This window comes from Mycobacterium sp., assembly GCF_032162105.1.
Lineage (GTDB): Bacteria > Actinomycetota > Actinomycetes > Mycobacteriales > Mycobacteriaceae > Mycobacterium.
In genome coordinates this window covers 16503-29807 of the sequence record NZ_JAVRPS010000672.1, presented here as the reverse complement: position 1 = coordinate 29807, position 13305 = coordinate 16503, and the positions used below count along the sequence as shown (strand labels likewise).

At 66.8% G+C, this 13305-nt stretch carries 16 protein-coding genes; 9 read left to right on the top strand and 7 right to left on the bottom strand.

Annotation, left to right across the window (positions count from 1 at the left end; translation table 11 throughout):
• Nucleotides 1-42 precede the first annotated feature (42 nt).
• From QOC69_RS33955 to QOC69_RS33945, 3 genes are all read left to right on the top strand, one after another.
• A complete protein-coding gene (locus QOC69_RS33955) occupies nucleotides 43-873 on the top strand; it encodes a MerR family transcriptional regulator (RefSeq protein WP_526446877.1) in 831 nt (276 codons plus the stop codon).
• Nucleotides 831-1631, top strand: coding sequence for an oxidoreductase (locus QOC69_RS33950; protein ID WP_526446875.1), 801 nt, complete (start codon nucleotides 831-833; stop codon nucleotides 1629-1631). The genes QOC69_RS33955 and QOC69_RS33950 overlap by 43 nt, the downstream gene beginning before the upstream one ends.
• 71 nt (nucleotides 1632-1702) lie before the next feature.
• Nucleotides 1703-2113 carry a nitroreductase family deazaflavin-dependent oxidoreductase gene (locus QOC69_RS33945; RefSeq protein WP_526446873.1) on the top strand — a complete coding sequence of 137 codons (411 nt, stop codon included), beginning with the start codon at nucleotides 1703-1705 and terminating at the stop codon, nucleotides 2111-2113.
• A gap of 25 nt (nucleotides 2114-2138) precedes the next feature.
• On the opposite strand, the gene QOC69_RS33940 is transcribed toward QOC69_RS33945, so the two are convergent.
• Together QOC69_RS33940 and QOC69_RS33935 are read right to left on the bottom strand one after the other, a co-directional pair.
• Nucleotides 2139-2660, bottom strand: a complete 522-nt coding sequence (locus tag QOC69_RS33940; protein WP_526446871.1) for a GFA family protein — start codon at nucleotides 2658-2660, stop codon at nucleotides 2139-2141.
• 295 nt (nucleotides 2661-2955) lie between these two features.
• Nucleotides 2956-3237 carry a hypothetical protein gene (locus QOC69_RS33935; RefSeq protein ID WP_526446869.1) on the bottom strand — a complete coding sequence of 94 codons (282 nt, stop codon included), beginning with the start codon at nucleotides 3235-3237 and terminating at the stop codon, nucleotides 2956-2958.
• Between the two features lie 465 nt (nucleotides 3238-3702).
• Here QOC69_RS33935 and QOC69_RS33930 point away from each other — a divergent pair, with 465 nt between their 5' ends.
• The gene (locus tag QOC69_RS33930) at nucleotides 3703-4506 is read left to right on the top strand and encodes a bestrophin-like domain (RefSeq protein ID WP_526446867.1); all 804 of its coding nucleotides are present in this window, start codon (nucleotides 3703-3705) and stop codon (nucleotides 4504-4506) included.
• A gap of 201 nt (nucleotides 4507-4707) precedes the next feature.
• Here QOC69_RS33930 and QOC69_RS33925 read toward each other — a convergent pair whose 3' ends face one another.
• The 3 genes from QOC69_RS33925 to QOC69_RS33915 form a co-directional block, all read right to left on the bottom strand.
• Nucleotides 4708-5151: a nitroreductase family deazaflavin-dependent oxidoreductase gene (locus QOC69_RS33925; RefSeq protein WP_526446865.1), complete on the bottom strand. Its 444-nt coding sequence runs from the start codon at nucleotides 5149-5151 to the stop codon at nucleotides 4708-4710.
• Nucleotides 5152-5160: 9 nt separating this feature from the next.
• A complete protein-coding gene (locus QOC69_RS33920) occupies nucleotides 5161-6009 on the bottom strand; it encodes an NAD(P)H-binding protein (protein WP_526446863.1) in 849 nt (282 codons plus the stop codon).
• 94 nt (nucleotides 6010-6103) lie between these two features.
• Nucleotides 6104-6799 carry a FadR/GntR family transcriptional regulator gene (locus QOC69_RS33915; RefSeq protein WP_526446861.1) on the bottom strand — a complete coding sequence of 232 codons (696 nt, stop codon included), beginning with the start codon at nucleotides 6797-6799 and terminating at the stop codon, nucleotides 6104-6106.
• 189 nt (nucleotides 6800-6988) lie between these two features.
• Between QOC69_RS33915 and QOC69_RS33910 the strand changes: the two genes are divergently transcribed.
• From QOC69_RS33910 to QOC69_RS33900, 3 genes are all read left to right on the top strand, one after another.
• The gene (locus tag QOC69_RS33910; RefSeq protein WP_526446859.1) at nucleotides 6989-8362 is read left to right on the top strand and encodes an SLC13 family permease; all 1374 of its coding nucleotides are present in this window, start codon (nucleotides 6989-6991) and stop codon (nucleotides 8360-8362) included.
• A gap of 176 nt (nucleotides 8363-8538) precedes the next feature.
• Entirely contained in the window at nucleotides 8539-9735 is a 1197-nt protein-coding gene (locus QOC69_RS33905) for a CaiB/BaiF CoA transferase family protein (protein WP_526446857.1), read from the top strand.
• A complete protein-coding gene (locus tag QOC69_RS33900) occupies nucleotides 9735-11252 on the top strand; it encodes a carboxyl transferase domain-containing protein (protein ID WP_526446856.1) in 1518 nt (505 codons plus the stop codon). The genes QOC69_RS33905 and QOC69_RS33900 overlap by 1 nt, the downstream gene beginning before the upstream one ends.
• A 95-nt stretch (nucleotides 11253-11347) precedes the next feature.
• On the opposite strand, the gene QOC69_RS33895 is transcribed toward QOC69_RS33900, so the two are convergent.
• Nucleotides 11348-11581 carry a hypothetical protein gene (locus QOC69_RS33895; RefSeq protein ID WP_526446855.1) on the bottom strand — a complete coding sequence of 78 codons (234 nt, stop codon included), beginning with the start codon at nucleotides 11579-11581 and terminating at the stop codon, nucleotides 11348-11350.
• A 94-nt stretch (nucleotides 11582-11675) separates the two neighbouring features.
• On the opposite strand from QOC69_RS33895, the gene sigI reads away from it, so the two are divergent.
• On the top strand, nucleotides 11676-12533 hold the full coding sequence (sigI, locus tag QOC69_RS33890) for an RNA polymerase sigma factor SigI (protein ID WP_526446854.1): 858 nt from the start codon (nucleotides 11676-11678) through the stop codon (nucleotides 12531-12533).
• A gap of 14 nt (nucleotides 12534-12547) precedes the next feature.
• On the opposite strand, the gene QOC69_RS33885 is transcribed toward sigI, so the two are convergent.
• A complete protein-coding gene (locus QOC69_RS33885) occupies nucleotides 12548-13087 on the bottom strand; it encodes a fasciclin domain-containing protein (RefSeq protein WP_526446881.1) in 540 nt (179 codons plus the stop codon).
• On the opposite strand from QOC69_RS33885, the gene QOC69_RS33880 reads away from it, so the two are divergent.
• Complete coding sequence (locus QOC69_RS33880) at nucleotides 12972-13214, top strand: hypothetical protein (protein WP_526446883.1); 243 nt, start codon at nucleotides 12972-12974, stop codon at nucleotides 13212-13214. The genes QOC69_RS33885 and QOC69_RS33880 overlap by 116 nt on opposite strands.
• The last annotated feature ends 91 nt before the right edge of the window (nucleotides 13215-13305 follow it).

Sequence of the window (13305 nt, the reverse complement as noted above, 5' to 3'; positions counted from 1 at the left end):
GCCGCTTGACTCTTCCGTAGCGGGAGACTCCAGACTGGATGGATGCCTGTTGACGTGGTCTCGATCGGTGACTTCTCGCGGATGACGCAGCTGAGCGTCAAGACGCTGCGGCACTACCACGACGTCGGACTGGTCGAGCCACACCACGTCGACCCGGCCACCGGTTACCGCTACTACTCGCGCGACCAGGTGCGCACCGCGCAGGTGGTGCGCCGGCTGCGAGGCCTGGACATGCCGATCCCCGAGGTGCGCTCGGTGCTCGCCGCCGACCCCGACGATCGCAATGTCATGATCAGTGCCCACCTCGGCCGTTTGGAGGCCCGGCTGGCCGAGACTCGCGACGCCGTCAAGGCGCTGCGCGACATCCTCGACCGGCCGGGCGGCGGGGCCGCACTGGAGCATCGCAGCGTGGCTGCCGTGCCGTCGATCGCGGTGCACGCCGACGTCGAACGCGACGACCTGGTGTCCTGGTGGCAGGGCGCGATCGCCGAACTGCAGGACACGGTGCGAGAGCAAGGCCTCGATGCCACCGGCCCACCCGGTGGCCTCTACGGCTTCGACGTCTTCGCCAACGACCGCGGCCCGGTCACGGTGTTCATCCCGGTCGCCGGCAACGTCCGGGCGGTCGGCCGGGTACGGGAATTCACCGTCCCCGCAGCAGAACTCGTCGTGGTACGGCACCATGGCCCGCACGACGACGTCGACCTCGCCTACGGTGCACTCGGCGACTACGCGACCCGACACGAGATCAGCGTCGAGGGCCCCCTGCGCGAGTACTACCTGCGATTCGCCTGGGACACCGACGACTCGTCGCGGTGGGAGACCGACCTGTGCTGGCCCATCTTCCGGTCCGATCGCGGCGGGCCGGCGTGATGAACCTCGACGGCCGCCGGGCCGTGGTCACCGGCGGGAGCAAGGGTGCGGGTGCCGCCGTGGTGGCCCGGTTGCGCGCAGCTGGGGCAGCGACGACCGTCGTCGCACGCCATCGGCCGGCCGATGCCGATGACTTCGTCGCGGCCGACATCACCACAGGCGAGGGCGCTCTGGCCGTCGCGGACCACGTGTCCAGGCTGGGCGGCGCACAGATTCTGGTCCACGTCGCGGGTGGATCAGCCGCGCCCGCAGGCGGATTCGCGGCGCTGACCGACCAGCACTGGGTCGACGAGCTGCAACTCAACCTGCTCGGCGCCGTCCGGCTCGACCGTGCCCTGGTGCCTGCCATGATCGAGGCCGGTGCGGGCGCGATCGTCCACGTCGGGTCCATCCAGAGCCGGATGCCGTTGGGCGACGGCACACTCGGTTATGCCGCAGCCAAGGCCGCCCTGCGTGCCTACAGCAAGGGCCTGGCCAATGAGTTGGCGCCGAAGGGGATTCGGGTCAACACCGTGTCGCCAGGCTTCGTCCAGACCGGCGCGGCCGATGCGCTCGTCGAGCGGATCGCCGCCGCCGGAGGTACGGATGAGGCCACCGCGCTGCGGACGCTGATGGACTCGCTCGGCGGGATTCCGTTGGGCCGCCCGGCCCGACCGGAGGAGGTCGCCGAGGTGATCGGGTTCCTGGTGTCGGACGCCGCGTCGTCGGTGGTCGGGACCGACATCGTCGTCGACGGCGGCACGGTGCGGACCATCTAGAAGGGTGGTGGGTTGTGGGCCTTGGGCTCTTGTCTTAGAACCGAAGTCGACGCGCAAGTAGCGTCAGAGACGTGGCTCTTGCACCAGGAACCTGGCCCCGTCCGCTGCTGCGCGCGATTCGTATCTCAAACAAGTACCTGCTCAACCCGGTCATGGTCGCACTTGCGGGGCGAAAGAACTCGTACGCCGCAGCCATCCGACATACCGGCAGAAAGTCGGGCAAACAGTACTCGACGCCGGTCGGGGCAGACCGTGTGCAGGACGGGTTCATCATTCCGCTGGCCTACGGGAGCCAGGTGGACTGGCTGCAGAACGTGCTAGCCGCCGGGCGGGCGACGGTATCGGCCGAGGGCGAAACCCACGACGTGACAGAGCTTGAAGTGATCGACGCGGCGACAGCCTTGCCAATGCTCTCGTCGAAGCGACGACGGACCTTTGAGCGCATGGGCATTGCGCAATACCTGAGAGTGAAGCTCGCCTGACGTCGATGGGAAGCTGGGTCCCACTTCAACGCTGGTCTGAACGTCTCTCTTCACTCGACGACGGGGCCGGTCGACCACCCTGCAACCCCGACTCGACGGTGAGTGAGCCATCCAGCGGGTCGAAGATCTGGACGGCGTCGGGAATCGGCGGGACCCACGGGTGGCGGAACCTCGTGAAGAACTCCGTTGTCGGCGGCGGGAATACCGCGTCGACGAAGCTGCCGAGCGCGATGGTGAAGACGCGCCCGCCAATGTGCGGGAAGATCGCGTCCATGTAGATGCTGGAGCCGCACACCGCACAGAAGCGGTAGTTGATTCCTCCCGGCATCCCGACGGCACCGACGCCGTCGACTTCGAGGCCGTTGTAGCAGCACGTCTCGCCGGTGATCGACACCACTTGATCCTCGGGGAACTGCGCCGAAGCGATGAACACGTTCCCCGATCGCCTTTGGCAGAAATCACAGTGACACACATAGACGAGCAGCGGCTCGCCCTCCACCGTGACTTCGACCCGACCGCAGGCGCACCGAGCGGTTCGCGGTGTCATACGCAACCTCCATCGAGACCCGCGACGGGCTGCAACCGACCACCTCGACCGGTCGTCTCTCCCCGGCACACACACTGCCCGACGCGGCACCCGGCCGCTACCCCCGATCGACCGTCACGGCCTTGCGGGCGGAAGAAGCAATCAAGGCAGTCCGAGCGGTGAGACGAATCCGGCGCAGCGACGGTAACTGGCGTGCCTTGAGGGATGCGCACGACGTCGTTATGCGGTCATCGAGCGTCTTGGAGGGTTAGTGGTAGCGATTGCGCGAAAGACATTTCGCAGACGTGTAGGTGCGTTACGGGCGCAGTTCGACGGGATTGATGAGGTCCAGCGCAACGTACACGATGAGGATGGCGTAGATCACGACTCCGAACCCGATTCCGACGACTGCCGCCCATCGGCCCGCGTGCCCGTTGCGCTTTATGCGGGAGAGCGCTAGGAACCCCAACGCGAGTGAAAGCGTCGCGGCCAAGAGTGAGGCCCACCCCCCAACCATCCGCCACGCGATCACACCGACGAGAGCCGCCACGAAGGAGGCCATCGCCGTCGGGTCGATCCGCGACTGACGGGTTGTCATGGCGCAGCCTTCCCCTCCGTGATGTTGTATTGACGGGCGATAGCGGGTGGTGCCCGACGGTACGCGCACGTCGCCCCAGAACGTCTTGCACAGGTGATGTCACCGAATACGCGAAGAACACCTTTACTCCTACTTCAATCCCAGTATCGCGCACGGATATAACCGCAGCTCAGAGGCGGTTTTTTGAACTCCCGCCGAACCCCGTGGAGAATGCGTGGAATTTCGACCGGGGTGGCCCTCCAAGTCACGCTGTGGCATATCTGGATTGCCCCGCCAGCGCCCACACGGCCCACGACGATCCCGTGGTCATCTGCACGCGCTTGGCCGCACACGGCGAACTGTTGCGCATCAGGCGGTCACCGCCGAGCCTGTGAAGGAGGACCGCCGTCCGGCCTTCTGCACGCGTCACCGTGCGAACGTTACAAACCCACGCCGGTCGACGTCGCGCACAGCTACAGTACGGCGGTGCTGACCTGGATCGCGCTTCTGATCCTCATCGTGATCGTGTCCGCGGCGATAATCAGCAAGCTTTTCGTGCGAAGTCGGATACCTGAGCAGGGCTGGTTCGCCGATCCGCCGCGCGCGGCCACCACTTTGTCCGTGGTCGGCACGATGACCGCGGTGTTGCTCGCGTTCGTCATCTTCTTCTCGCTGCAGAGTTACCAACACGCCCGCGACGGCGCGAGCGTCGAAGGCGTGGCGGTCACCGAGCTTCACGATGTCGCCAACGTGTTGGAGGGGCATTCGGGCCGGGCTCTGCACGGGGGACTTATCTGCTATTCGCGCGCCGTCATCTCCGATGAGTGGCCGGCGATGAGAGCAGGGAAGTCCTCGGAGGTGGTGCTTGCCTGGGTCGAGACGATGGGTCGGGACTTCGAGGGCATTGAGCCGACGAGCGCCAAGCAGGAGGCGGCCTACGCGCAGTGGTTCGACCAGCAGGCGCAGCGTCGCGAAGGTCGCCGCGCGCGTCTGGCCCAGGCGACGGCGTCGGTGCCACCGCCGCTGTGGTTCGTGCTGGGTGTCGGTGCCTGGGCGGTCGTCGCCTACATGTGCCTGCAAGCGGATAAGCGCGAAGGGCGTCTCATCCAGGCGGCGCCGATCGGCTTAGTCGCGATGCTGGTGACGTCGGGCCTACTGGTCGTCTTCCTCCTCGACCACCCCTACGCGGACTGGAGCGGCAGCATCCAGCCCACCGAGATGCGCCGCACGCTCTCATTCATCGACGACGGCCACCCCGCGCCGTGCGACGAACGAGGCAACCCGACGTAAAGCGTGTCGGAAACGGCGTACCCGGCGAATGGCGCCTCTTCGTAGGGCTTGAGCAGATGATGAAACCGACACAGGCGCTTCAGGTTCGACGCCTGGGTTGGCCGCCGCCGTGGGGAATCGTGTGGTCCCCAGCGCAATGGGTCGCGGCTTCGTTGTAGTTGGGGGAAGCGGCAGGTCGGGTCGGGTCCGACATTGATGCCGTTAGGACGCGGGATCGAACCGGAACACCGCCAATCGGCCCGCGAGCGCCTCGAACTCGTCGGGCGTGCCGTCCACCACGAGCCCGCTGCGCTTGGCGAACCCGACGCCGACCGGCACCTTCACCGCGAATGCCCTTAGTATGGACCGGGATTCGTCGGCGGACAGTTCGACGATTTTCACCTGGCGTGACCGGCGGCCCCTGGTGAGCGTGCCCGTGCCCGCCGCTCGGGCGTTGGCCGCCCAGTCGGCGCCGGGATACCCGGCCACGGTGTAGAGGCCGCCGTCGTGGTCGAACGGCGTCATCGGCGTGCTGCGCGGCTGACCGGATTTACGGCCGGGCACCGTCAGCACGATCGACGGCCCAGCGGGGATCCCCAGTCGCTGCATGGCGACCACCACCTTGTTCATGCGCTTGAGCCAGCGCGGCGGGCGTGGATCGGACACGGCCGTCTCCTATGCGGTGAACAGGTGGTGGTGATCGGACGCCCACCGGGCGAACGAGGTGGCAGGCCGGTCGAGGATCTTCTCCACGTCGTGGGTCACCAACGCAGGCCGGTCGACCGTCTCGGCCAGCAGCGCCATGTACGCGTCGGCGAACTCGGCCCCGAAGCCAAGGCCGATGAAGCGCTGCCGCACCAGTTCTGGCGGTGCCTCCTGATAGCGCAGCGGACGGCTCAGCACGGTGCCGATGACCTCGACCATCTGGGTGTTGGTGAGCGCCTCCGGTCCGGTCAACGGCACCCGCATGCCCACCAGATCATCGGTGAGCAGGGCGTGCGCGGCGACGGCGGAGATGTCGACGTCGGCGATCGCCGCGGTGGACGCCGACGCGTACGGGCCGCCGACCACGTCACCACCCCGGATCTGGGGCCCCCACATGCCGGCGAAATTGGACGCGAACACCGTGGGGCGCAGGCTGATCCACTCCAGGCCGGACTCGGCGGCGAGCTGATCGACTTCCTTGTTGCGGTCGCCCCGGAAGCGGGACGGCTGGCGGGAGAAGTCGTCGTCGGCGTTGATGGCGGACAGGGCGACGAGTCGCGTCACTCCGGCGGCGCGTGCCTCGGCGACCGTCGGGGCCAACGCTTCTCCGAGTGCGCGCGAGTTGAGGAACACCGCACCCGCGCCGGGCAGCGCCGCGAACACGGAGTCGAATGACGTGACGCCAGACGGGAAGTCTGCGGTGTCGGGATTGCGGGTGACCGCGCGGACCTCGAGGCCGGCTTCGGCGAGTGCGGTGACCAGCGGCCTGCCGACGTTTCCCGTCGCCCCGGTGACGACTACTGCGGTTGGGTGGGCCATGGTGTGCTCCTTGACGTTGCAGTGGATACCTGCAATCAAGGACGGGTGGTCGCGGCGAAAAGTTACACGCGAGCTGAAACGCCCTGTTCGTTCCTCATCCGTCGGCGCGCAGGAGGGCCACGTCGGAGACGAGTCGGATGTGTTCGGCCATCGCGCGGCCCGCGGCCGTCGGGTCCTGCCTGCGGACTGCCTCTGCGATGCGCCGGTGCCCCTCGAGGGACGCGCGCGGACGGTCCGATTGCGAGAGCGATTCGATCCGCGTTTCACGGATCAGTTCGGCGATCTCCTCCATCAGGCGTGCCAGTAGCGGTGAGTGCGCGGCCACCGTGATGGCGTGGTGGAACTGTTCGTCTCCCGTTACGCCGCGATCTCCCTCGGTGATCTCGACGGTCATGATCGCGAGTGCGTCGTCGATGGCTGCCATCTCCGCATCGGTGCGACGCTCTGCCGCCAGCTCGGCGAGCTTCACCTCAAGCGCTTCTCGGGCCTCGATGACCTCCGGCAAGCGATCGGCATGTTCGCGGAGTGCTCGAATGGCTGCATCACCGACTGGGCGCCGGACCATCACGGCGCCGTCACCGTGCCGCACGGACAGGATCCCTTGCACTTCGAGTGCGACCAGCGCCTGGCTCAACGAAGCCCTGCTCACGCCCAACTGCGCCGCCAGTTCGCGTTCCGGCGGCAACCGGTCGCCAGGCTGCATGTCCCGGGCGGCGATGTGCTCGCAGAGTTGCTCGACGATCACTTCGTACAGCCTTGGCCGGCTCACCGGCCGAATTTGCTCAGCCACTGTGTCACCCACTCTCTGTTCCTCTGATCCATAGGGTAGCGGTGTGGGCGGGGGTAACCGGCGACACATCGGGTCTTGACAGTGACTCAGATCATTGATTAGGTGCAAGTGACTCAGTGGCTAGTCCAATTAGCCACTCGGATCCCGGGTAGCCGCCCGGGTGCCACCGATACGAACCGGAGACCGTCGATGCCGACCGAATTGATCCCCATCCTCGCGTTGGTCGTCATGTTCATCGCAGCCACGGTGCTGCCGGTGAATATGGGGGCACTGGGCTTCGTCGCCGCGTTCGCCGTCGGCACACTCGCCGTCGGCATGGACGCCGATCAGATCATCGGCGGATTCCCCAGCAGCCTGTTTCTGACCCTGGTCGGCATCACGTACCTGTTCGCGATCGCGCAGAACAACGGCACCGTCGACCTCCTGGTGCGTGGCGCCGTCCGCCTCGTCCGTGGCCGGGTGGCCCTGATTCCGTGGGTGATGTTCGGCATCACCGGCGTCCTGACCTCGATTGGAGCCCTCGGGCCCGCCGCTGTCGCCATCGTGGCGCCGATCGCGCTTGGATTCGCCGCCCGCTACAAGATCAATGCGCTGTTGATGGGCATGATGGTCATCCACGGCGCGCAGGCCGGCGGATTCTCGCCGATCAGCATCTACGGCGTCACGGTCAACAACATTGCCGACAAGGCCGGTCTCACCAACAGCCCCCTGACCCTCTTCCTGGGAAGCCTGCTGTTCAACGCGGCGATCGGCGTGCTGCTCTTCGTGTTTCTCGGCGGCCGCGCACTCATCGGGCGCAGTGTCCACGACGAGGATGGGACTCGTCCCGACGACGACACCGGCTCGGTAGGCGGCGGGAAGTCGGCGGCGACGACGATGCGTGGCTTCGGCACGACGATGACCAAGACGCCGTCCCAAACGGTCACCGTCGAGAACGCGCCGCCATTGGCGACCGCGGTCAAGGCGATCTCGTTCGAACAGATCCTGACGCTCATCGGGTTGGCGTCATTGGCCGTGTTCGCGCTGATTCTCGATCTCGATGTCGGCTTCGTGTCGATGACCGTCGCGGTGATCCTGGCACTGGCCTCGCCGAAGGCGCAGAAGGGGGCGATCAATCAGATCAGCTGGTCGACGGTTCTGCTCATCGGAGGGGTTCTCACGTTCGTCGGCGTGCTTCAAGAAGCAGGCACCGTCGACTGGGTCGGCAATGGTGTGGCCGGCATCGGCATACCGCTTCTGGTGGCGCTGCTGCTCTGCTACATCGGCGGCATCGTCTCCGCCTTCGCATCGTCGACGGCGATCCTTGGCGTCACCATTCCCTTGGCGGTTCCGTTCCTGTTGGCTGGTGACATCGGAGCGATCGGAGTGATCGTCGCACTGTCCATCTCGTCGACCATCGTGGACGTGAGTCCCTTCTCGACGAACGGGGCGCTGGTGCTCGCGAACGCCCAGGAAGTCGACCGCGACGCCTTCTACAAGCAGATCTTGAAGTACAGCGCGTTGGTCGTCGCCATTGGCCCGCTCATCGCCTGGGCGCTGCTCGTGCTTCCCGGCTGGCTCTGACCGCCCCGTAGCGGGACACCGGCGGCACGTGGCCCTCGCGCGCCGCCGTTGTCCACGTGGAAGTCGCTGAGCAGCGGATTCGACGCAACGCCCGTTGACAAACCGCGATACCCTTGGTCAATAGAATTGGATAGGCCACTGAGCCACCGGGCCAATGACAGAAGGATCATGAAGACATGCCGCTGAATACGACTGGCAGAACCGGCCCGCTCGAGGGAACCGTCGTCGTCGATCTGACCCGCGCACTCGCGGGACCGCACGCGGCGATGATGCTCGGCGACCTCGGAGCCGACGTCATCAAGGTGGAGAGCCCGAAGGGCGGCGACGACACCCGCGGCTGGGGACCGCCGTTCGTGGCCCAGGAGGGCGCCGAACGCGAATCGACCTACTTTTTGTCGGCGAACCGCAACAAGCGGTCGATCGCACTCGATCTGAAGACCGACGATGGTCGGAAAGCGCTCGAAGACATGGTGAGGCGCGCAGACGTCCTGCTGGAGAACTTCCGCACCGGTGTCCTTGATCGGCTCGGTTTCTCGCCCGAACGGCTGTCGCAGATCAATCCGAGGCTGGTCGTGCTGTCCATCAGCGGGTTCGGCCACGATGGCCCCGAAGGTGGGCGTGCCGGATACGACCAGATCGCGCAGGGCGAAGCCGGGCTGATGTCGTTCACGGGTTCGGGTCCGGATGACGTTCAACGCGTGGGGGTTCCGATCGCCGACCTCCTCGCGGGCATGTATGGGGCGTTCGGGGTACTTGCCGCCCTTCGGGAGCGGGACCGCACCGGACGCGGCAAGGTCGTGCGGACCTCACTGCTTGCCAGTGTGGTTGGTGTGCATGCCTTCCAGGGCACGAAGTGGACCGTCGCCGGCGAGATCGGCCGGGCGCAGGGCAATCACCACCCATCCATCTGTCCGTACGGCCTGTTCCCGACGGCCGACGGCGCCGTTCAGATCTCTGTCGGCAGTGAGGGATTGTGGCACCGATTCTGCGACGGGTTTGGTATCGACCCCGATCTCGATGGAATGGCGACCAACCCGCAACGCGTCGACCACCGCAGCGACGTGATCGACCTGGTGTCGACGATCTTCCGGGCGCACGACACCGAGCCGCTCCTGAAGCTGCTCGATCAGATCGGTGTTCCCGCAGGCAAAGTCCGCAATGTGCAAGAGGTCTACGAGTGGGAGCAGACCAAGTCGCAAGGGCTGCTCGTCGACGTCGAGCACGCCACACTGGGGACCGTCACCCTCCCAGGGCCGCCCCTTCGCTTCTTCGAGCCCGACGGAACCGAAGTGACCGAAACCCGTCACCTCGCACCGCCGCCGCTCGGAGGCGACGAGGACCTGATCCGCGCATGGCTGGCAGAAGCAGTCTGATGGGGAGAATGTCAGCGCTCGAGTTGCTCGACGTCGTCGTCGACGCCGACAGCTTCGACCCGTGGGATTCACCCGCGTTCGACTACCCGGTCGACGACGACTACGCCGAAGCGCTCGCCGCGGCACGGGCGAAGACCGGCCTCGATGAATCGGTCCTCACCGGAGCGGCCACCATCCGAGGGCGAAAAGTCGCAATACTGTTGTGCGAGTTCTCGTTCCTCGCCGGATCGATCGGGGTCGCCGCAGGCGAGCGACTGGTGTCCGCCATCCACCGCGCCACCGCCGAGGGACTGCCGTTGCTGGCGTTGCCGACCTCGGGCGGGACCCGCATGCAGGAAGGTACCGTCGCCTTCCTACAAATGGTCAAGATCACCGCCGCGATCACGGCACACAAGGCTGCCCATCTGCCCTACATCGTCTACCTGCGGCACCCGACCACCGGTGGCGTCTTCGCGTCGTGGGGATCGTTGGGCCATGTCACGGTCGCCGAGCCAGGAGCACTCGTCGGATTCCTCGGCCCACGTGTGTACGAGGCGCTCTACCGAGCCGAATTCCCAACGGGGGTGCAGACATCGGAGAACCTCCAAGCGCATGGTCTCATCGACGCCGTCAGGCCCCCGGAACAATTCGGCGAAGTCGTGGACCGGGCACTGCGCATCATGACCGACACCCCGAAGTGCCGAGGAAGGGCTGTCGGCGCACCGACATGGACGATCGACGACGTCCCGGCGTGGACTTCGGTCCTCGCCTCGCGCCGAAGCGACCGGCCGGGAGTCCGAGAGCTACTGTTCAACGCCGCGGCAGATGTCCTTCCGCTCAATGGAACTGGTCAAGGCGAAGCAGACCCCGGGCTCATCCTGGCTCTGGTTCGATTCGGCGACATGCCCTGCGTCCTCCTCGGCCAGGACCGCCGAGGACAAACCGAGCTCGTCCCGCTCGGACCGGCAGCGCTGCGCGAAGCACGACGCGGTATGCGCCTCGCGCAGGACTTGCAACTGCCCCTGGTCACCGTCATCGACACTGCCGGAGCTGCGTTGTCCAAGGAAGCCGAGGAAGGCGGGCTCGCAGGGGAAATCGCACGATGCATCGCCGACATGGTCGACCTACAGCCACCGACGGTGTCCTTGCTGCTCGGGCAAGGAACCGGCGGCGGCGCTCTCGCGCTGGTTCCCGCGGACCGCGTCCTGGCGGCCCAGCATGCCTGGCTGTCTCCGCTGCCGCCGGAGGGTGCCAGCGCCATCGTGCACCGTGATGTCGACCATGCCCCGGAAATGGCTGTCCGGCAAGGGGTTCGGTCTCTCGACCTTCGTCGCGCCGGGATCGTGGATCTGATCATTCCCGAGTTCCCCGATGCAGCCGAGGAGCCTCAGCAGTTCTGTGAGCGAATCGGTGCGGCGCTATATCGCGAGCTGGCCGAACTGGTCGGCCAAGACGCCGACATGCGCAGAATCGCGAGAGGCAAGCGATTCAACCGCATCGGATGCACGCCCGCACTCACACCTTGCGCGCCGTGGTGACCTCCCACAGTTGGTGAAACCACAGTGCGCCATCGGCATTGCGGTGCGGGCACATCCCGGTGTCCGCCCCGCCGGCCAGCTCGCCGGCGAAGGCCTCACCGACTCGAGTGGCAGCCGACGGGTCCGTCGCCGGCGACTCGGTTGGCCAGAGCGCGGCTGACGATTCCCGTCCCGCCCGCGACGTCGAGCACGATGTCGTCGGCTCCGGGTGCCATGTGATCCAGCAGCCACGGCACACTCGACGTGAAGGCGACGTTGAGCCTGGCATCCTCGAACGTCGCCGCCTGCGAGGTAAACGCGGCCCGGATCCTTTCGTCGTGGGAGTCCATGTCACTGTCCGGTAGTGGCGGACGACGGCAGCGATTTCGTCATGCCCGAGTATCTCGCTTGTAACTTTTCGAGCCGCCGATTCGTCGTACATGCATGAGCGATGGGTCTGGTGCGGACGGCGACATCACCGTCGCGTGGCGAGATCACCGGCCCTACCTGGTGAATCTCGCCTATCAGATGCTCGGCGACGTCGGCGAGGCCGAGGACGTCGCGCAGGAGGCGTTCCTGCGGCTGTCCCGCACCGAGCTGGCCGGGATCGACGACGTCCGCGGCTGGTTGACCGTCGTCGCCGGAAGGCTGTGCCTGGATCAGCTCCGATCGGCGCGGGTCCGGCTCGAGACGGTGCTGCGGCCCGAACACGACGTTGCGGGCGAACGTGATCCCGCCGACCGCGTGACCCTGGACGACGAGGTCCACACCGCTCTGCTGGAGGTGTTGCAGCGCCTGACCCCTGGGGAGCGGGTGGCGTTCGTGCTGCACGACGTGTTCGCGGTTCCGTTCGACGAGATCGCCGAGACGGTCGGCAGGCCTGCGGGCACGTGCCGTCAACTGGCCCGCCGCGCGCGCGGGAAGTTCGCCGACGCGGCACCACGCGCGGTCGACGTCGTGCGGACCGATCACCGACGTGTCACCACCACGTTCATCACCGCGTGCGCGAACGGTGACCTGGAGGCGCTGGCGTCGGTGCTCGATCCGACGGTCTGGGGGGTCGGCACGGTGCTCGCCGACCCCGCCCCGCCGCCACAGGTCAACCACGGGCCGCACGCCGTCGCCGCGAACCTGATGCGCTACCTGGGGCCGGGGGCGACGGTGGTCGGCGGTCCGGCCGGCGAGCCGGTGCTGCTGGCGTTCGACCGGGGGCGGCTGTTCGCCGTGGTGGTGCTGACCATCCGCGACGAGATGGTGATGAAGATCGAGGCCACCGCCGACCCGTCGGCCCGTCAGTCGTAGCCGGGGACGAGCGGTTACGCCGGTGCCGGCGGCATCATCACGGTGTCGACCATGTAGACGGTTGCGTTGGCGGTCTTGACCCCGCCGCACACCAGCCCAGACTCGTCGAACTTCAGCGCCTCGCCGGCTCCGGTGACGGTGACCTCGCCGCCTTCGACCGTCGCGTGCTTACCGGCGGCCTGAGCGGGGCTCAGCCGGCCGGGGATCACGTGGTAAGTGAGGATGCGGTTCAGTAACGGGGCGTCGGTCTTGAGCTTTTGGAGTGTCGCGGCGTCGATCTTGGCGAATGCGTCATCCGTCGGAGCGATCACGGTGAACTCACCACCGTTGAGGGTGTCGACCAGGTTCACGCCTGGGTTGAGCTTGCCCGAGACGGCCTGGGTCAGCGTCTTGAGCATCGGGTTGTTCGAGGCCGCGGTCGCGACCGGGTCCATCGCCATGCCAGTGACCGAACCCGGCCCGGTGGGGACCTGCGCCCCGTATGCGGCGCAGCTCGCGCCGACGAGGTCGGCGGCGGGATCGGCCGCGGCGCTCGCGGGTGCGGCCGACGTCATCGCCATGCTCGACGAACTGGTCATCGCGCTGCTGCTGGAGGCCTCCGTGGCGGAACCGCTCGAACACGCGGCCACGCCGAAGACGGCGACCGCGCTCAGGCCTGCCGCTGTAAATGCTCTGCGGTGAGCTGAATTCATGTCTTCTCCCGAGTTATGGGACGACGCGTGCCGTCGCCCGTGACACCTGGCATTCGCACTCGCTCGGGTCACGGATGGTG